Origin of the sequence: Paracoccus gahaiensis, from assembly GCF_005048225.1 — a bacterium.
Classification (GTDB): domain Bacteria; phylum Pseudomonadota; class Alphaproteobacteria; order Rhodobacterales; family Rhodobacteraceae; genus Paracoccus; species Paracoccus gahaiensis.
Genome location: NZ_SUNI01000022.1, coordinates 1 through 17,499 on the forward strand (window position 1 = coordinate 1; position 17,499 = coordinate 17,499).

30 protein-coding genes are annotated in these 17,499 nt (G+C 65.0%); 28 read left to right on the forward strand and 2 right to left on the reverse strand.

All coding sequences use genetic code 11. From position 1 onward, the window contains the following. On the reverse strand, positions 1–126 hold a 126-nt coding region (locus FA743_RS16630; RefSeq protein ID WP_246054983.1), incomplete at its 3' end, for a GTP-binding protein. A gap of 256 nt (positions 127–382) precedes the next feature. Between FA743_RS16630 and FA743_RS16635 the strand changes: the two genes are divergently transcribed. The 22 genes from FA743_RS16635 to FA743_RS16740 all read left to right on the forward strand — a co-directional run bounded on the left by FA743_RS16635 (position 383) and on the right by FA743_RS16740 (position 11,865). Continuing rightward, positions 383–1,237: a tellurite resistance TerB family protein gene (locus tag FA743_RS16635; protein ID WP_136887222.1), complete on the forward strand. Its 855-nt coding sequence runs from the start codon at positions 383–385 to the stop codon at positions 1,235–1,237. 332 nt (positions 1,238–1,569) lie between these two features. Further along, entirely contained in the window at positions 1,570–1,878 is a 309-nt protein-coding gene (gene rpsJ, locus FA743_RS16640) for a 30S ribosomal protein S10 (protein ID WP_135313797.1), read from the forward strand. An 11-nt stretch (positions 1,879–1,889) separates the two neighbouring features. After that, a complete protein-coding gene (gene rplC, locus FA743_RS16645; protein ID WP_136887223.1) occupies positions 1,890–2,783 on the forward strand; it encodes a 50S ribosomal protein L3 in 894 nt (297 codons plus the stop codon). Next, a complete protein-coding gene (gene rplD, locus FA743_RS16650) occupies positions 2,780–3,400 on the forward strand; it encodes a 50S ribosomal protein L4 (RefSeq protein WP_131574398.1) in 621 nt (206 codons plus the stop codon). The genes rplC and rplD overlap by 4 nt, the downstream gene beginning before the upstream one ends. Next, complete coding sequence (locus FA743_RS16655; protein WP_136887224.1) at positions 3,397–3,693, forward strand: 50S ribosomal protein L23; 297 nt, start codon at positions 3,397–3,399, stop codon at positions 3,691–3,693. Before rplD ends, FA743_RS16655 begins: the two co-directional genes overlap by 4 nt. 95 nt (positions 3,694–3,788) lie before the next feature. Beyond that, complete coding sequence (gene rplB / locus FA743_RS16660; protein ID WP_136887225.1) at positions 3,789–4,628, forward strand: 50S ribosomal protein L2; 840 nt, start codon at positions 3,789–3,791, stop codon at positions 4,626–4,628. 3 nt (positions 4,629–4,631) lie between these two features. Then, complete coding sequence (rpsS, locus tag FA743_RS16665; RefSeq protein WP_136887226.1) at positions 4,632–4,910, forward strand: 30S ribosomal protein S19; 279 nt, start codon at positions 4,632–4,634, stop codon at positions 4,908–4,910. Between the two features lie 5 nt (positions 4,911–4,915). Next, entirely contained in the window at positions 4,916–5,296 is a 381-nt protein-coding gene (rplV, locus tag FA743_RS16670; protein WP_131574402.1) for a 50S ribosomal protein L22, read from the forward strand. Then, positions 5,296–6,006, forward strand: a complete 711-nt coding sequence (gene rpsC / locus FA743_RS16675) for a 30S ribosomal protein S3 (protein WP_135313794.1) — start codon at positions 5,296–5,298, stop codon at positions 6,004–6,006. The genes rplV and rpsC overlap by 1 nt, the downstream gene beginning before the upstream one ends. A 12-nt stretch (positions 6,007–6,018) precedes the next feature. Continuing rightward, on the forward strand, positions 6,019–6,432 hold the full coding sequence (gene rplP, locus FA743_RS16680; RefSeq protein WP_042247870.1) for a 50S ribosomal protein L16: 414 nt from the start codon (positions 6,019–6,021) through the stop codon (positions 6,430–6,432). A 204-nt stretch (positions 6,433–6,636) separates the two neighbouring features. Next, positions 6,637–6,843, forward strand: a complete 207-nt coding sequence (rpmC, locus tag FA743_RS16685) for a 50S ribosomal protein L29 (protein ID WP_135313793.1) — start codon at positions 6,637–6,639, stop codon at positions 6,841–6,843. Between the two features lie 12 nt (positions 6,844–6,855). Next, complete coding sequence (gene rpsQ, locus FA743_RS16690; protein WP_131574405.1) at positions 6,856–7,101, forward strand: 30S ribosomal protein S17; 246 nt, start codon at positions 6,856–6,858, stop codon at positions 7,099–7,101. Between the two features lie 78 nt (positions 7,102–7,179). Beyond that, a complete protein-coding gene (rplN, locus tag FA743_RS16695) occupies positions 7,180–7,548 on the forward strand; it encodes a 50S ribosomal protein L14 (protein ID WP_022708219.1) in 369 nt (122 codons plus the stop codon). Further along, the gene (gene rplX / locus FA743_RS16700) at positions 7,548–7,853 is read left to right on the forward strand and encodes a 50S ribosomal protein L24 (protein ID WP_135313791.1); all 306 of its coding nucleotides are present in this window, start codon (positions 7,548–7,550) and stop codon (positions 7,851–7,853) included. Before rplN ends, rplX begins: the two co-directional genes overlap by 1 nt. Next, positions 7,853–8,413, forward strand: a complete 561-nt coding sequence (gene rplE / locus FA743_RS16705; protein WP_136887227.1) for a 50S ribosomal protein L5 — start codon at positions 7,853–7,855, stop codon at positions 8,411–8,413. Before rplX ends, rplE begins: the two co-directional genes overlap by 1 nt. A 19-nt stretch (positions 8,414–8,432) precedes the next feature. Beyond that, a complete protein-coding gene (rpsN, locus tag FA743_RS16710) occupies positions 8,433–8,738 on the forward strand; it encodes a 30S ribosomal protein S14 (RefSeq protein WP_135313789.1) in 306 nt (101 codons plus the stop codon). 16 nt (positions 8,739–8,754) lie between these two features. Beyond that, positions 8,755–9,147, forward strand: a complete 393-nt coding sequence (rpsH, locus tag FA743_RS16715) for a 30S ribosomal protein S8 (RefSeq protein WP_136887228.1) — start codon at positions 8,755–8,757, stop codon at positions 9,145–9,147. 10 nt (positions 9,148–9,157) lie between these two features. Further along, positions 9,158–9,691, forward strand: coding sequence for a 50S ribosomal protein L6 (rplF, locus tag FA743_RS16720; protein WP_136887229.1), 534 nt, complete (start codon positions 9,158–9,160; stop codon positions 9,689–9,691). A 12-nt stretch (positions 9,692–9,703) separates the two neighbouring features. After that, a complete protein-coding gene (rplR, locus tag FA743_RS16725; RefSeq protein WP_045982153.1) occupies positions 9,704–10,063 on the forward strand; it encodes a 50S ribosomal protein L18 in 360 nt (119 codons plus the stop codon). A gap of 131 nt (positions 10,064–10,194) precedes the next feature. Further along, positions 10,195–10,785, forward strand: coding sequence for a 30S ribosomal protein S5 (rpsE, locus tag FA743_RS16730; protein WP_136887230.1), 591 nt, complete (start codon positions 10,195–10,197; stop codon positions 10,783–10,785). A 12-nt stretch (positions 10,786–10,797) separates the two neighbouring features. Beyond that, complete coding sequence (gene rpmD / locus FA743_RS16735; protein ID WP_135313785.1) at positions 10,798–10,983, forward strand: 50S ribosomal protein L30; 186 nt, start codon at positions 10,798–10,800, stop codon at positions 10,981–10,983. Positions 10,984–11,163: 180 nt separating this feature from the next. Further along, complete coding sequence (locus FA743_RS16740; protein ID WP_136887231.1) at positions 11,164–11,865, forward strand: hypothetical protein; 702 nt, start codon at positions 11,164–11,166, stop codon at positions 11,863–11,865. On the opposite strand, the gene FA743_RS16745 is transcribed toward FA743_RS16740, so the two are convergent. Then, complete coding sequence (locus FA743_RS16745; RefSeq protein ID WP_136887232.1) at positions 11,862–12,485, reverse strand: hypothetical protein; 624 nt, start codon at positions 12,483–12,485, stop codon at positions 11,862–11,864. The genes FA743_RS16740 and FA743_RS16745 overlap by 4 nt on opposite strands. A gap of 232 nt (positions 12,486–12,717) precedes the next feature. Here FA743_RS16745 and rplO point away from each other — a divergent pair, with 232 nt between their 5' ends. The 6 genes from rplO (at position 12,718) to FA743_RS16775 (ending at position 17,392) form a co-directional block, all read left to right on the forward strand. After that, positions 12,718–13,197 (forward strand): 50S ribosomal protein L15, encoded by a 480-nt coding sequence (gene rplO, locus FA743_RS16750; RefSeq protein ID WP_136887233.1) that lies wholly within the window; start codon positions 12,718–12,720, stop codon positions 13,195–13,197. Positions 13,198–13,306: 109 nt separating this feature from the next. Then, the gene (gene secY, locus FA743_RS16755) at positions 13,307–14,677 is read left to right on the forward strand and encodes a preprotein translocase subunit SecY (protein WP_136887234.1); all 1,371 of its coding nucleotides are present in this window, start codon (positions 13,307–13,309) and stop codon (positions 14,675–14,677) included. A gap of 79 nt (positions 14,678–14,756) precedes the next feature. Further along, positions 14,757–15,332 (forward strand): adenylate kinase, encoded by a 576-nt coding sequence (locus FA743_RS16760; RefSeq protein ID WP_136887265.1) that lies wholly within the window; start codon positions 14,757–14,759, stop codon positions 15,330–15,332. 155 nt (positions 15,333–15,487) lie between these two features. Beyond that, positions 15,488–15,856: a 30S ribosomal protein S13 gene (rpsM, locus tag FA743_RS16765; RefSeq protein ID WP_136887235.1), complete on the forward strand. Its 369-nt coding sequence runs from the start codon at positions 15,488–15,490 to the stop codon at positions 15,854–15,856. A gap of 12 nt (positions 15,857–15,868) precedes the next feature. Then, a complete protein-coding gene (gene rpsK, locus FA743_RS16770) occupies positions 15,869–16,258 on the forward strand; it encodes a 30S ribosomal protein S11 (RefSeq protein WP_042247912.1) in 390 nt (129 codons plus the stop codon). Positions 16,259–16,375: 117 nt separating this feature from the next. Next, on the forward strand, positions 16,376–17,392 hold the full coding sequence (locus FA743_RS16775) for a DNA-directed RNA polymerase subunit alpha (protein WP_119885000.1): 1,017 nt from the start codon (positions 16,376–16,378) through the stop codon (positions 17,390–17,392). The last annotated feature ends 107 nt before the right edge of the window (positions 17,393–17,499 follow it).

Genomic DNA, 17,499 nt, shown 5'->3' on the forward strand with positions numbered 1-17,499 from the left:
ATAGGCGCGGAATTCGCCGAAATACTTGGTGATCGCCGCGGTCAGTGTCGTCTTGCCGTGGTCGACATGGCCGATCGTGCCGATGTTGACGTGCGGTTTGTTCCGTTCAAACTTTGCCTTGCCCATGTAGGCCTCCTGGATACCGCGGGGCATGGCTGAGACGGCCCCGAATTGACGTGCGCCGCGATCTATAGGCCGGGCGGGGGGAAATCAAGGGCTGCCGGGCGCGGGGCGGCTGCAATCGTCGGGGCGCGGGTGGAGGGCCCCCGCCGGGCAAAGTTCCGCGAGGTCGCGGGCGTCGCAGGAACCTGCGCGCGGGATCGTCGTTTTCCCCGCGACAAGGCGGGCAGCAGGCCCGCCGCGCATCCAGGAGGATACGGACATGAGCCTGATGAAAAGCCTGACCAAGGTCGCCGCCGGCGTGATGCTGGCCAAGGGGATCGGCAGCATGATGAACAGCCAGCAGCAGGGCGGCGCCCGCAGCCGGACCGGTGGCGGCGGGCTTCTGGACAATCTGCTGGGCAACAACACGGGCGGCGGCACGGCGCCGGGCGCCGGGACCGGATCGGGCGGCGGGCTGGGCCAGATGCTGGGCCGGGCCCTGGGCGGCGGCGGCGGAACCTCGGGGCGCGGGTCGCTCGGCGGGCTCTTGGACAGCTTGGGCGGTCGCAACGATGCCGGACGGGTGTCGCAGGGCAGCTCGGGCGGCGGGCTGGGGCAGATGCTGGGCGGATTGCTGGGCGGCGCGGCCGCGGGCGGTGCTGCGGGCCATCTGGCGCAGAAGGATTCGCAGCCCTCGAACCAGGCCAGCTTCGGCGCGCTCTTCGACGATGCGCTGGCCCATGACGGCGAGCCGCAGGTGGCGCCCACGCCCGAGCAGAACGAGATGGCCGGGCTGATGCTGCGCGCGATGATCCAGGCGGCGAAATCCGACGGGACCATCGACGAGGCCGAGCGCAAGCGGCTGATGGGACATCTGGGCGACGATCTGGACGAGGAGGAGCGGCAGTTCATCCGCGACCAGATGGCGGCGCCGGTCGACGCGGCCGGGCTGGCGCGCGACATTCCCGAGGGGATGGAGCGTCAGGTCTATCTGATGTCGCTGCTGGCCATCGACTTCGACAGCGAGGCCGAGGCGCGTTATCTGAACGATCTGGCGGGCGCGATGAAGCTGGACCGGGCGGTGGTGAACGAGATCCATGCCGAGGCCGGGGTCATGCCGCTGTACAACGCCTGAACAGGGTAGGGCCTGAACGGGGCAGGGGGGGCGCTGCCCCCCATCGCCTGACGGCGATTCCCCCCGGGATATTTCGGCCAAAATGAAAGCGGGGCCCTTGGCGCCGGACATGTCCGGATCGGGGCGTCGCGGCTGTTGACCCGGGCGGGGGAAGCCGTTAAGGCAGCGCAATCGTCACCGGAGCGGCCGTCTTGGGCGCGAATCGGTGACCTTGGATCGGGCCGCCACCCACCGGGGCGGCCTGCTGTCATTTTTTACGGTCCGATGCTGGCGCCGCGTGGTGCGTCGTCAGCCTCTCGACTGGAACTCCCCGCAAGAGGGATGTCTTTCATATGCAAAGCCAGAATATCCGGATCCGGCTGAAGGCGTTTGACTATCGTGTGCTGGATGCCAGCACCCAGGAGATCGTCAACACCGCCAAGCGCACCGGCGCAACCGTTCGCGGCCCGATTCCGCTGCCGAACAAGATCGAGAAATTCACTGTCCTTCGCGGTCCGCACATCGACAAGAAGTCGCGCGACCAGTGGGAAATCCGCACGCACAAGCGTCTGCTGGACATCGTCAACCCGACGCCGCAGACCGTGGACGCCCTCATGAAGCTCGACCTCGCCGCCGGCGTGGATGTCGAGATCAAGGTCTGAGGAGCGAAATCATGTTGCGTACTGGTATCATCGCCAAGAAACTGGGCATGACGCGTCTGTTCCTCGAGGATGGCCGTCAGGTTCCCGTCACCGTGCTGCAGATGGACGGCCTTCAGGTCATCGCTCAGCGCACCGCCGCGACCGATGGCTACACCGCCGTCCAGCTGGGCGCCGGCACCGCCAAGGTCAAGCGGACCACCGCCGCGATGCGCGGTCACTTCGCGAAAGCCTCGGTCGCGCCCAAGCGCAAGATCGTGGAATTCCGCGTCGCCGAAGAGAACCTGATCAATGTCGGTGAGGAAATCACCGCGGATCATTACTTTGCAGGTCAGTTCGTGGACATCGCGGGCATCTCGATCGGCAAGGGCTTTGCGGGCGCCATGAAGCGTCACAACTTCGGCGGTCTTCGCGCCTCGCACGGCGTGTCGGTCAGCCACCGCTCGCACGGCTCGACGGGCCAGTGCCAGGATCCCGGCAAGGTCTTCAAGGGCAAGAAGATGGCCGGCCATCTGGGCGCCGTCCGCGTGACCACGCAGAACCTGCAGGTCGTGCGCACCGACAGCGACCGGGGCCTGATCATGGTCAAGGGCTCGGTTCCCGGGTCGAAGGGTGGCTGGGTCACCATCAAGGACGCGGTCAAGAAGGCCACGCCCGAGAACCTGATCTATCCCGCAGCCCTGCGCTCTGCCGCGGACGAGGCCAAGCGCCTGGCCGAGGAAGCCGCAGTCGCCGCCGCTGCCGAGGAAGAAGCCGCCCGCGAGGAGGCCGCCCGTCTGGCCGCCGAGCAGGAAGCTGCCGCCCTGGCCGAGGCCGAAGAGTCGATCCAGTCGGACAAGGACGCCGTCGATCCGAATGCGGACCCGGCTGCCGAAACCGACGCCGCGCCGGAAGGAGACAAGCAATGAAACTTGATGTGATCAAGCTGGACTCCGGCGCTGCCGGGTCGATCGACCTGTCGGACGACGTTTTCGGGCTGGAGCCGCGCGGCGACATCCTGCAGCGCGTCGTGCGCTGGCAGCATGCCAAGGCGCAGGCCGGCACCCATTCGGTGCTGGGACGGTCCGAGGTCAGCTACTCGACCAAGAAGATCTATCGCCAGAAGGGCACCGGCGGCGCACGCCACGGGTCCCGCAAGGCGCCGATCTTCCGCAAGGGTGGCGTTTACAAGGGCCCGACCCCGCGCTCGCACGCCTTCGATCTGCCCAAGAAGGTCCGCGCCCTGGGTCTGCGTCATGCCCTGTCGGCGAAAGCCACGGCGGGTGAACTGGTGATCATCGAGGATCTGAACCTCGCCGACGCCAAGACCGCCGCCGTCGCCAAGGCCGTTCGCGAGAACGGCTGGAAGCGCGTGCTGGTCATCGACGGTGCCGAAGTGAACGAGAACTTTGCCCGTGCCGCGCGCAACATCGAGGGTGTGGACATCCTGCCGTCGATGGGCGCCAACGTCTATGACATCCTCAAGCGTGACACCCTGGTCATCACGCGCGCCGGTGTCGAAGCTCTGGAGGCTCGTCTGAAATGAGCGCGAAAGCCGAACATTACGACGTGATCGTCAAGCCGATCATCACGGAAAAGGCCACCATGACGTCCGAGAACAACGGCGTCGTGTTCCAGGTGGCCAAGGACAGCAACAAGCCGCAGATCAAGCAGGCCGTCGAGGCCCTGTTCGGCGTCAAGGTGAAGGCGGTCAACACCACCATCACCAAAGGCAAGACCAAGCGCTTCCGCGGCCAGCCCGGCCGTCGCAGCGACGTCAAGAAGGCCTATGTGACGCTGGAAGCCGGCAGCACCATCGACGTCTCGACCGGTCTGTAAGCACCGGACGCGATCTGGCGGCCCCGGCATCGCCCGGGGCCGCCGCATGTGACTGAAACGGACCACCTCGGTCCAAAGCAACGGAAGACAGAAAGATGGCATTGAAGTCGTACAAACCGACGACGCCTGGCCAGCGCGGGCTGGTTCTGATCGACCGTTCGGAGCTTTGGAAAGGACGCCCCGTCAAGACCCTCACCGAGGGCCTGACCAAGAAGGGCGGCCGGAACAATACCGGACGGATCACCATGCGCCGCAAGGGCGGCGGGGCGAAGCGCCTGTATCGCATCGTCGATTTCAAGCGCACCAAATTCGACATGTCGGCGGTCGTCGAGCGGATCGAGTACGATCCCAACCGCACCGCCTTCATCGCGCTGGTGAAGTACGAAGACGGCGAGCAGGCCTATATCCTGGCGCCGCAGCGTCTGGCGATCGGTGACAAGATCATCGCCGGCGCCAAGGTCGACGTGAAGCCGGGCAACGCCATGCCCTTCAGCGGCATGCCGATCGGCACGATCGTACACAATGTCGAGCTGAAGGCCGGCAAGGGCGGCCAGATCGCCCGTTCGGCAGGCACCTACGCCCAGTTCGTCGGTCGCGACGGCGGCTATGCCCAGATCCGCCTATCCTCGGGCGAGCTTCGTCTGGTCCGTCAGGAATGCATGGCCACCATCGGTGCCGTGTCGAATGCCGACCATTCGAACCAGAACCTCGGCAAGGCCGGCCGCAACCGCCACAAGGGCATCCGCCCGAGCGTCCGCGGCGTCGCCATGAACCCGATCGACCACCCGCATGGTGGTGGTGAGGGTCGCACGTCGGGTGGCCGCACGCCGGTCACGCCCTGGGGCAAAGACACCAAGGGCAAGAAGACCCGCAGCAACAAGGCGACCGACAAGTATATCTTGCGTTCGCGCCACGCGAAAAAGAAGGGGCGTTGATCCATGGCACGTTCTGTTTGGAAAGGCCCCTTTGTTGACGCCTATGTGCTCAAGAAAGCGGAAAAGGTCCGGGAATCCGGCAAGTCCGAGGTCATCAAGATCTGGTCGCGTCGTTCGACCATCCTGCCGCAATTCGTGGGCCTCACCTTTGCCGTCTACAACGGGCACAAGCATATCCCGGTGAATGTCAGCGAAGAGATGATCGGTCAGAAATTCGGTGAATATTCGCCCACGCGGACCTATTACGGTCACGCGGCCGACAAGAAAGCGAAGAGGAAGTAATCGCCATGGGTAAGGAAAACAATCCGCGCCGCGTGGCGGAGAACGAGGCCTTCGCCAAGACGAAGATGCTTCGCACCTCGCCGCAGAAACTGAACCTGGTCGCACAGCTGATCCGGGGCAAGAAGGTCGACAAGGCGCTGTCCGACCTGACCTTCTCGCACAAGCGGATCGCCGGTGACGTGAAGAAATGCCTGCAGTCGGCCATCGCGAATGCCGAGAACAACCACGGTCTGGACGTCGACAACCTGGTCGTCGCCGAGGCCTGGGTCGGCAAGAACCTGGTGATGAAGCGTGGCCGTCCGCGGGCACGTGGCCGCTTCGGCAAGATCATGAAGCCGTTTTCGGAAATCACCATCAAGGTGCGCCAAGTCGAGGAGCAAGCGTAATGGGTCAGAAGGTCAATCCGATCGGCATGCGCCTCCAGGTCAACCGCACCTGGGACAGCCGCTGGTACGCCGACGACAAGGACTATGGCAATCTGCTGCTTGAAGACCTGAAGATCCGGGGCTTCATCCACACGGAGGCCAAGCAGGCCGGCATCAGCCGCGTCATCATCGAGCGTCCCCACAAGAAGTGCCGCGTGACCATTCACGCCGCACGCCCCGGTGTCATCATCGGCAAGAAGGGCGCGGATATCGAAACCCTGCGCAAGAAGCTGGCGAACTTCACCGACAGCGAGCTGCACCTGAACATCGTCGAAGTGCGCAAGCCCGACGTCGATGCGCAGCTGGTGGCCGAGTCGATCGCCCAGCAGCTGGAGCGTCGGGTCTCGTTCCGCCGCGCCATGAAGCGCTCGGTCCAGAACGCGATGCGCATGGGGGCCCTGGGCATCCGTGTGAACGTCGCGGGTCGTCTCGGCGGTGCCGAGATCGCCCGGACCGAATGGTATCGCGAAGGTCGTGTGCCGCTGCACACGCTGCGCGCCGATATCGATTATGCACTGTCCGAAGCCACGACCCCGTACGGGATCATCGGTGTGAAGGTGTGGATCTTCAAGGGCGAGATCATGGAACATGATCCCCAGGCCCATGATCGCCGCACTGCCGAGGCTCAGGAAGGCCCCGCCCCCCGTGGCCCGCGCCGCGACGCCCGGTAAGGAGTAGAAAACATGCTGCAACCGAAACGGACGAAGTTCCGCAAACAGCACAAGGGCCGGATTCACGGCGAGGCCAAGGGCGGGTTCGACCTGAACTTTGGCTCCTTCGCCCTGAAGGCCACCGAGCCCGAGCGTGTGACCGCGCGGCAGATCGAGGCGGCCCGCCGCGCGATCACCCGCCACATGAAGCGTCAGGGCCGGGTCTGGATCCGGATCTTCCCGGACGTCCCGGTCTCGTCCAAGCCCACCGAGGTGCGGATGGGTAAGGGCAAGGGGTCCGTCGACTTCTGGGCGGCCCGGGTCCATCCCGGCCGGATCATGTTCGAGATCGACGGCGTCAATGACGTCATCGCCCGCGAGGCCCTGCGCCTCGGCGCGATGAAGCTGCCGGTCCTGACCCGGATCGTGGCCCGCGAAGACTGGTAAGCGCCGCTGCCTGTCCGCAGGCATCCGCGACCCTGACGACCCCGCCGAGCGATCGGCGGGGTTTCCCTTTTCCCGGACGCCGGGAAAAGGGTTGCAATCGGGGCGCTGCGCCTGTATGCGCAGGCCTTCATCACGAAACTCCACCGGAATCAGGGTGGCCCTGGCGACAGGGGCTCTCCGGTGATGTTGAAAGGAAGACGCGTCATGGACGCCAAAGAATTGCTGACGAAGACGCCCGACCAGCTGAAGGATCAGCTGGTTGCGCTGAAGAAAGAGGCCTTCAACCTGCGCTTCCAGCAGGCCACCGGCCAGCTTGAAAGCACCGCGCGCATGCGTGTCGTCCGTCGTGACGTCGCCCGTGTGAAGACGATTCTGAACCAGAAAGCGGCAGACGCCGCGGCCTCGAACTAAGGAGCCCCGGTCATGCCCAAACGCATTCTGCAAGGCCGCGTCACCAGCGACAAGAACGAACAGACGATCACCGTGTCTGTCGAGCGCCGCTTCAAGCATCCCGTGCTGCACAAGATCGTGCGCTCGTCGAAGAAATACCGCGCGCATGACGCGCAGAACCAGTTCAAGATCGGGGACCTCGTTCGCATCGTCGAATGTGCCCCGATCTCGAAGACGAAACGCTGGACTGTCCTGACGGACGAAACGGCTTCGGCTTAAAAGTCCATCATCACAGATCAGAAATGATCGAAACCCTGGGGCGCCATGTGGCGGTCCCCAAAGGTCGGGAGAAACCAAATGATCCAGATGCAGACCAATCTGGATGTTGCTGATAACTCGGGCGCTCGCCGGGTTCAGTGCATCAAGGTCCTGGGTGGTTCGCACCGTCGCTATGCGTCGGTGGGCGACATCATCGTCGTGTCCGTCAAGGAAGCCATCCCTCGGGGCCGGGTGAAGAAGGGGGACGTCCGCAAGGCCGTCGTCGTTCGCACCGCCAAGGAAGTGAACCGTGAAGACGGCACCTCCATCCGCTTCGACCGCAACGCCGCCGTCATCCTGAACAATCAGGGCGAGCCGGTCGGCACCCGTATCTTCGGGCCGGTCGTGCGCGAACTGCGCGCGAAGAACTTCATGAAGATCATCTCGCTTGCGCCGGAGGTGCTGTAATGGCTGCCAAGCTGAAAAAAGGCGACAAGGTCGTCGTGCTGGCCGGCAAGGACAAGGGCAAGCAGGGTGAGATCACCGCTGTCATGCCCAAGGACAACAAGGCCGTCGTCGACGGCGTGAACGTTGCCATCCGCCACACCAAGCAATCCCAGAACAGCCAGGGCGGCCGCGTGGCGAAGGCCATGCCGATCGACCTGTCGAACCTGGCGCTGATGGACAAGGACGGCAAGGCCACCCGCGTCGGCTTCCGCATGGAAGACGGCGGCAAGGTCCGCTTTGCCAAGACCACGGGAGACGTGATCTGATGCTGGACGAAGCCAAGTATACGCCGCGCCTGCGCACGGTCTTCCAAGAGACGATCAAGGCCGCGCTGAAGGAAGAGTTCGGCTACAAGAACGACATGCAGATCCCGCGTCTGGACAAGATCGTCCTGAACATGGGCGTCGGCGAAGCCGTCAAGGACACCAAGAAGGTCAAGCAGGCAGCCGACGAGCTGTCGCTGATCGCCGGTCAGAAGGCCGTCATCACCCATGCCAAGAAGTCGATCGCCGGCTTCCGCGTGCGGGAGGAGATGCCTCTGGGCTGCAAGGTGACCCTGCGCGGCGACCGGATGTACGAATTCCTGGACCGCCTGATCAACATCGCACTGCCCCGCGTCCGCGACTTCCGCGGCGTCAAGTCGACCTCGTTCGACGGCCGTGGCAACTATGCGATGGGCCTGAAAGAACACATCGTGTTCCCGGAAATCAACTTCGACAAGGTCGACGAAGTTCTGGGGATGGACATCATCATCTGCACCAACGCGAAGACCGACGCGGAAGCGAAGTCGCTGTTGAAGCATTTCAACATGCCGTTCACCAGCTGATCGCGGAGGGAAAGAAGATATGGCAAAGAAATCCATGGTCGAGCGCGAGAAGAAGCGCGAACGTCTGGTCCAGCAATACGCCGCAAAGCGTGCTGAACTGAACGAGGTCATCAAGGACCAGTCCCGCCCGATGGAAGAGCGGTTCAAGGCCACGCTGAAGCTGGCCGAACTGCCGCGCAATTCGTCGGCGACGCGCCTGCACAACCGGTGCCAACTGACCGGTCGTCCGCATGCGTATTACCGCAAACTGAAACTGTCGCGGATCATGCTGCGCGAGCTCGGCTCGCTCGGTCAGATCCCCGGCCTGGTCAAGTCCAGCTGGTAAGGGGGCACACAAGATGATGAACGATCCTCTCGGCGATATGCTGACCCGCATCCGCAATGCGCAGATGCGCGGCAAATCGACCGTCCGCACCCCCGCCTCCAAGCTGCGCGCTTGGGTTCTGGACGTGCTGAAGAACGAAGGTTACATCCGCGGCTACGAGGAAGTGACCACGACCGAAGGCCACAAAGAGCTGGAAATCGGTCTGAAGTACCACGACGGCAGCCCGGTCATCCGGGAACTGTCGCGGGTCTCGAAGCCGGGGCGCCGGGTCTATACCGGCGCCAAGGAAATCCCGCAGGTCCGTCAGGGTCTGGGCGTCTCGATCGTCTCGACCCCCAAGGGCGTCATGTCGGATGCAGCGGCTCGCACTGCCAATGTCGGCGGCGAAGTCCTCTGCACCGTGTTCTAAGGAGGGCAGAATGTCTCGTATTGGTAAGAAGCCGGTCGAACTGCCCAAGGGCGTGACGGCCGAGATCAAGGGTCAGACCATCGAAGTGAAGGGGCCGAAAGGCACCCGCAGCTTCACGGCGACCGATGATGTGGATCTGGTGCTGGAAGACGGCTCCGTTGCGGTCAAGCCGCGCGGAACGTCCAAGCGTTCGCGCCAGCAATGGGGCATGACCCGCTCGATGGTCGAGAACCTGACGGTGGGAGTGTCCACCGGGTTCAAGAAAGAGCTGGAGATCCAAGGCGTGGGTTACCGCGCCAACATGCAAGGCAAGGACCTGAAGCTGGCCCTTGGCTATTCGCATGACGTGATCTTCGTGGTGCCGGAAGGCGTCACGGTCTCGTCTCCGAAGCAGACCGAAGTCGTTGTGGAAGGCATGGACCAGCAGCTTGTTGGCCAGGTCGCAGCGAACATCCGCGAGTGGCGCAAGCCCGAGCCGTATAAAGGCAAGGGCATCCGCTACAAGGGCGAGTTCGTCTTCCGCAAGGAAGGCAAGAAGAAGTAAGGGGCGCATGAAATGGCACTGAAAAAGCAAGAGCTGTTCCAGAAGCGCCGCCTGCGCGTTCGGAACAAGCTGCGCGCGATGTCCAACGGACGTCCGCGCATGTCGATCCACCGGTCCTCGAAGAACATCTTCGTGCAGGTGATCGACGACCTCAAGGGCGTGACCCTGGCCTCGGCCAGCACGCTGGAGAAGGACCTGGGCCTGATCGGCAAGAACAATGTCGAGGCTGCGGCCAAGATCGGTTCGACCATCGCCGAGCGTGCGAAAGCCGCCGGCGTGGAAGAAGTCGTGTTCGACCGTGGCGGCTTCATCTTCCACGGGAAGGTGAAGGCTCTGGCCGACGCCGCCCGCGAGGGTGGCCTGAAGTTCTGATCCTGTGGGAGGCGCCGTTCGGTCGGGCGGCGCCTTCCCGATGATCCGGGAACCCGCCCCTGCACAGGGGGCGGTTCACCGGGATCGAGACAACCGGCGCCAGGCGCGCGCCACCTGATAAGGAATGCCTCATGGCAGAACGTGACAACAATCGCCGGGGCGGTCGCAACGACCGCGAAGAGAACCCGGAATTCCAGGACCGCTTGGTTGCCATCAACCGCGTGTCCAAGACCGTCAAGGGCGGCAAGCGCTTCGGCTTCGCAGCCTTGGTCGTTGTCGGCGACCAGCGCGGCCGCGTCGGTTTCGGCAAGGGCAAGGCCAAGGAGGTCCCCGAGGCCATCCGCAAGGCCACCGAGCAGGCCAAGCGCGGTCTGGTCCGCGTGCCGCTGCGCGACGGCCGCACCCTGCACCATGACATCGAAGGTCGTCATGGCGCCGGCAAGGTGATCATGCGCACCGCTGTTCCGGGCACCGGCATCATCGCCGGCGGCCCGATGCGCGCCGTGTTCGAGATGCTGGGCGTGCAGGACGTCGTGGCCAAGTCGCAGGGCTCGCAGAACCCCTACAACATGATCCGCGCCACGATCGACGGCCTGAAGAAGGAATCGAGCCCCCGTTCGGTCGCGACCCGTCGCGGCAAGAAGGTGGCCGACATCCTGCCCTCGACCAACCAGCCGACCGACAAGCCGGCTGACGCCGTCGCCGTCGACGTCGACGCGTAAGGAGCAGCAGACATGGCAACCATCGTCGTCAAGCAGATCGGATCCCCGATCCGCCGCCCCGCCGAACAGCGCGCGACGCTGAAGGGTCTGGGCCTGAACAAGATGAACCGCACCCGCGAGCTGGAGGACACTCCCTCCGTGCGCGGCATGGTCAACAAGATCCCGCATCTTGTGACCATCATCGAAGAAAAGAACTGATCCGATCGGGGCGCCACGGCGCCCCGCATCTTGTCGTGAAGGGCCGGGATCTGCATCCCGGCCCTTTTCGCATGTCCTGCCCGGATGCCGGGCAGCGCGAGGATCTGGCGCACAAGACTCTCGCGCACAACCCCAGGGTGTCTTAGGATCGGGGTGACTGGTCCCGCGACATGGCCCCCGATGATCCGATCCGCCCTGATCCTGCTGATGACCCTGATGCCGCTGGCGGCGATGGCCGGCCCCTGGCCGCGCGAGGCCGGGCGAAGTTTTCTGTCGCTCTCGACCGAGCGGGATGTGGAGGGAAACCGCTATACCGGGCTTTACGGCGAATACGGCCTGGCCGCGACGACCCTGGGGCTGGAGCTGGGGCGCTCGGGGGCGGGAGAGCTGAGCGCGGTGGTCTGGGCGCAGCGGTCGCTGGATGACGGCACGGGGCCTCATCGGCTGAGCCTGTCCGCCGGGGCAGGGGTCATCCGGCGGCAGGACCGGGTGCTGCCGGTGGTGCAGGGCACGCTGGCCTGGGGCCGGGGCTTCGAGGGCTGGGCGGGCGGCGGCTGGATGACGGCGCAGTTGACGGCTCGGGCCGCCGGGGGGCCGGACCTGCCCGAGGATCGTCGCGGCACCGCCGCCGCGCGGGCCTTCCGCATCGCCGAGACCACCCTCAAGGCCGACCTGACCCTGGGCCTGCGCCCGACCGAGCGGCTGCGGGTCGTCAACAGCCTCTGGCTGGAGGATCGCCGCGACGCCGAGCTGACGGCCAAGCTGGCCAGTTCGCTGGTCTTCCCGATCACTGGGCCCGCGCATCTGGAGGTCGGACTGGTGCAGCCTCTGCGCGGTCCCGCCGAACGCGCGGTCAGGCTGGGCGTCTGGCTGGATTTCTAGTCGCCGCTGCAGGCATAGACCGCGCCGCCCACGGCGACGACGCTGACCGCCGCCCCGGCCAGGACCGCCGGCGCCGAGGCGACCGCCGCCGCCGCCCCGCCGATCGAGCCGAGCGCGCTGGTGATGGTCCCCGCCGTCCCCGACAGGATCACCGCGCCGGATTTGGTGCCCGCCGCCGTCTCGACCCCGTTGAAGCTGCGCCGCGCCGCCGCGCCGGCGATGGCGACCGAGGCCTCGCGCGTGCGGTTCACGCGCCGGCAGAGACCCGAGGGTTCCTCGCAGCGGCCATAGGCGTCGCGCGGGCCCAGGTCATAGCCCATGACTGAATCGCCGTCCTCGTCCTCGCGCAGGCAGAAGGGGCCGCGCTCGTCGTCGCTGAGTTCCGGGGTGAGGCTGCGCAGGACCACATAGCTGGGGCAGGCCTCGCCGCCCATCCGCGCCGCCAACTGCTCGCGCCGGGAATAGTGTTCGGACAGGCGTGCCTCGGCCTTGTCATAGCCCATCACCACGTCGCGGTTGTTGATCCGCGCCGTGCAGAAGGTGGGCTGGGCCTCCTGCGCCAGCGCGGGCGCTGCGGGGGCGGCCAGCAGGGCGAGGGCGATCAGGATCGGACGCAACATGGGGGTGCTTTCGGGGTCTGGGTTCGCCCCTAGGTAGCAAGGATGGCGGCGCGCTCAAGACACAAGCTGGTGTGAGCGGTGCGTTTTCCCGGGGGCCGTGGCAGATCGCTTGAACGCGGACGGGTTTGCGCGTATAGCCCGCCGGTGCCCATCGGCACAGTGATTCATCCACCAAGACAAGCCGTGTCCCCCTGTTTCGCTTCGAGGGAGTGTCCGGCCAAGGAGAAGCGACATGAAACTGCATGAAATCCGCGACAACGACGGCGCCAACCGCACCAAGAAGCGCGTCGCGCGCGGCCCGGGCTCGGGCAAGGGCAAGACCGCAGGACGCGGCATCAAGGGCCAGAAGTCACGTTCGGGCGTGGCCATCGGCGGATACGAGGGCGGCCAGATGCCGCTGTATCGCCGCCTGCCCAAGCGCGGCTTCACCAAGCCGAACGCCAAGCATTACGCCGTGGTGAACCTGGGCCAGATCCAGGGCTTCATCGACGCGGGTAAGATTGACGGCACCGCCGAGCTGACCGAGGACGCGCTGGTCGCCTCGGGTCTGGTCCGCCGCAAGCTGGACGGCATCCGTCTGCTGGCCAAGGGCGAGCTGTCGGGCGCGATGACGATCACCGTCACGGGCGCGTCGAAGGCGGCCGTCGAGGCGGTCGAGAAGGCCGGCGGCAAGGTCCAGCTGCCCGTGCAAGCAGCAGCGGCGGCTGAATAAGCTGTTGATCGGGGCGTCCGCGCCCCATAGATAGCAACTAGGTTTTCAGGCGCCGCCGGTCCGCGCGAAAACGGGCCGGCGGCGCTGTCATGACACGGGACGGAACAGCATGGCGTCAGCCGCAGAACAGATGGCCGCGAACCTCTCCTGGGGGCAGCTCGGCCGGGCCACGGAACTTCGCCAGCGGATCTGGTTCACGATCGGCGTGCTGATCATGTACCGCATCGGCACCTATATCCCGGTGCCGGGCATCGACGGCGCGGCGCTGCGCAACTTCATGGAACAGGCCTCGACCGGCATCGGCGGGATGCTGTCGATGTTCACCGGCGGCGCGCTTGGCCGGATGGGCGTCTTCGCCTTGGGCATCATGCCCTATATCTCGGCCTCGATCATCGTGCAGCTTCTGACCTCGATGGTGCCCACGCTGGAGCAGCTGAAGAAAGAGGGCGAGCAGGGCCGCAAGAAGATCAACCAATACACCCGCTACGGCACCGTCCTGCTGGCGCTGTTCCAGGCCTATGGTCTGGCGCGCAGCCTAGAGGCTGGGGGCCTTGCGCACGAGCCGGGGCTGTTCTTCCAGGCCTCTGTCGTCATCACCCTGGTCGGCGGCACCATGTTCCTGATGTGGCTGGGCGAGCAGATCACCGCCCGCGGCGTCGGCAACGGCATCAGCCTGATCATCTTCGTGGGCATCCTGGCCGAGATCCCGGCGGCGCTGGCGAACTTCTTCCAGCAGGGCCGCACGGGCGCCATCTCGACCCCGGTGATCCTGTTCGTGATCGTGATGCTGGTGGCGATCATCGCCTTCGTGGTCTTCATGGAACGGGCGCTTCGAAAGATCCGCATCCAGTATCCCCGGCGTCAGGTCGGCATGAAGGTCTATGACGGCCAGACCAGCCACCTGCCGGTCAAGGTGAACCCCGCGGGCGTGATCCCGGCGATCTTCGCCAGCTCGCTTCTGCTGCTGCCGATCACCATTTCGACCTTCTCGGGCAACGAGGCCGGGCCGATCATGTCGGTCGTGCTGGCCTATTTCGGCCCCGGGCAGCCGCTGTACCTGCTGTTCTTTGCGGCGATGATCGTGTTCTTCACGTATTTCTATACCCAGAACGTGTCCTTCAAGACCGATGACGTGGCCGAGAACCTCAAGAATCAGGGGGGCTTCATCCCCGGCATCCGTCCCGGCAAGCGCACGCAGGAATACCTGGACTATGTGGTCAATCGCCTTCTGGTCATCGGCTCGGCCTATCTGGCCCTCGTCTGCCTGATGCCCGAGATCCTGCGCGACCAGTTCTCGATCCCGGTCTATCTGGGCGGCACCTCGGTGCTGATCGTGGTCTCGGTCACGATGGACACGATCAACCAGGTGCAAAGCCACCTGCTGGCGCATCAATACGAAGGGCTGATCGAGAAGTCGCAGCTGCGCGGCAAGCGCAAGCCCGGCACGCCCAAACCGCGCCGCCTGCCGTCGCGGCGCTGAGGAGCCGCCGCGACGCCGGACCACCGTTGCTGACAAGGCCACATGAAGGGCCGCAAACCGAGGGGGACACGCCATGACCATCAACATCATCCTGCTGGGGCCGCCGGGCGCCGGCAAGGGCACCCAGGCCAGCCGCCTGGTCGCCGAGAAGGGGATGGTCCAGCTGTCCACCGGCGACATGCTGCGGGCCGCCCGGTCCTCGGGGACCGAGATGGGCCGGCGGGTGGCCGAGGTCATGGACCGGGGCGAGCTGGTCACCGACGAGATCGTGATCGGCCTGATCCGCGAGCAGCTGGACAAGGGCGGCAAGGGCTTCATCTTCGACGGCTTTCCGCGGACGCTGCCGCAGGCCGATGCCCTGGGCCGTCTGCTGGAAGAATCGGGAATGGCGCTGGACGCGGTGATCGAGCTGCAGGTCGATGACGAGGCTCTGGTCGGGCGCATCGTCAAGCGCGCCGAGGATTCGCTTGCCGCGGGCCAGCCCGTGCGCCGCGACGACACGCCCGAGGTCTTCGCCGAACGCCTGCGCGAGTATTACAAGAAGACCGCGCCTCTGCTTGGCTATTACTATGCCAAGGGCAATCTGAAGGCCGTGGACGGCATGGCCCCCATGGATCAGGTGGCCACCCAGATCGCGGCGGCCCTGCCGTCTTGACCTTGCCGTGAACTGCCGATAAGTCACGGCATCTCGCAAGAGAATCACCCAGTTCGTGGGTGGACCATCGATTTGGCCCGAAGGCACAGCTTTCGGGCCTTGCGTTGTGAAAAAAGGTTCCGGCGTTACGGAACCGCAACTGAAAAGGATAACGCGTGGCTCGTATTGCTGGCGTCAACATTCCGACGGGGAAACGTGTCCCCATCTCTCTGACCTATATCCATGGCATCGGCTCGCTGTTCGCGACCCAGATCTGCGAAGCGACCGGCATCGACCAGTCCCGCCGCATCAATGATCTGTCGGATGCCGAAGTTCTGGCCATCCGCGAATATATCGATGCCAACCTGACCGTCGAGGGCGACCTGCGCCGCGAAGTTCAGATGAACATCAAGCGCATGATGGATCTGGGCTCGTATCGCGGTCTTCGTCACCGTCGCGGCCTTCCGGTCCGTGGCCAGCGCACGCATACCAATGCGCGCACCCGCAAGGGCCCGGCCAAGCCGATCGCCGGCAAGAAGAAATAAGGGGCAAGCGATATGGCACGTGACAAGACCCGCATGAAGCGCAAGGAACGCAAGAACATCGCCACCGGCGTTGCGCATGTGAATTCCAGCTTCAACAACACCAAGATCCTGATCTCCGACGTTCAGGGCAATGCGATCGCCTGGTCCTCGGCCGGCACGATGGGCTTCAAGGGGTCGCGCAAATCGACCCCCTATGCCGCCCAGATGGCTGCCGAAGACGCCGGCCGCAAGGCACAGGAACATGGCGTCCGCACACTGGACGTCGAAGTCCAGGGCCCCGGCTCGGGCCGCGAATCGGCTTTGCGCGCGCTGGCCGCTGCCGGCTTCAACATCACGGCGATCCGTGACGTGACGCCGATCGCCCATAACGGCTGCCGCCCGCCCAAGCGTCGGCGCGTCTGATCCTGGATCATCTTTGACCGGCCCGCGCGGTACAGCCGCACGGGCCGGACGTTCGCATTTCACCTCGGGCGTTTGCTGCCTTGGACATGGGCGGCAGACAGGTATGGAGGAAAATCCATGATCCACAAGAATTGGGCCGAACTGATCAAGCCCACCCAGCTGGTCGTCAAGCCGGGCGCCGACGCGACCCGCACGGCAACTCTGGTTGCCGAGCCGCTGGAGCGGGGCTTCGGCCTGACGCTTGGCAACGCGCTGCGCCGCGTGCTGATGTCGTCGCTGCAGGGCGGCGCGATCACCGCGGTCCAGATCGACAACGTCCTGCACGAGTTCAGCAGCGTCGCCGGCGTCCGCGAGGACGTGACCGACATCGTGCTGAACCTCAAGGGCGTCACGCTGAAGATGGACGTCGAAGGCCCCAAGCGCTTGACCCTGTCCGCCAAGGGCCCGGGCGAGGTCAAGGCCAGCGACATCCAAGAAACGGCCGGCATCACCGTGCTGAACCGCGACCATGTCATCTGCCACCTGGACGATGGCGCCGAACTGAACATGGAACTGACCGTGCAGACGGGCAAGGGCTATGTTGCCGCAGACAAGAACCGCCCCGAGGATGCGCCCATCGGGCTGATCCCGATCGACGCGATCTTCTCGCCGGTCAAGCGCGTCAGCTACGAGGTCCAGCCCACCCGCGAGGGGCAGGTTCTGGACTATGACAAGCTGACCATGAAGATCGAGACCGACGGATCGCTGACCCCCGAGGATGCCGTGGCCTATGCCGCGCGCATCGTTCAGGATCAGCTGTCGGTCTTCGTGAACTTCGACGAGCCCGAATCGGCGACGCGTCAGGACAGCGACGACGGTCTGGAATTCGATCCGCGCCTGCTGAAGAAGGTTGACGAGCTGGAGCTGTCGGTCCGTTCGGCCAACTGCCTCAAGAACGACAACATCGTCTATATCGGCGATCTGATCCAGAAGACCGAGGCCGAGATGCTGCGGACCCCGAACTTCGGCCGCAAGTCCTTGAACGAAATCAAGGAAGTGCTGTCGGGCATGGGCCTGCATCTGGGCATGGATGTGGTCGACTGGCCGCCGGAGAACATCGAGGATCTGGCCAAGCGTTTCGACGACCAGTTCTGAGATATACGGCGGGGGGCGACCTCCGCCGGGACTGCCGGGCATCTGCCCCAAGGAGAGTGGCCCGCACGCATGGGCTGCCGGACAAAGCAAAACACGCTGTAGGAGAA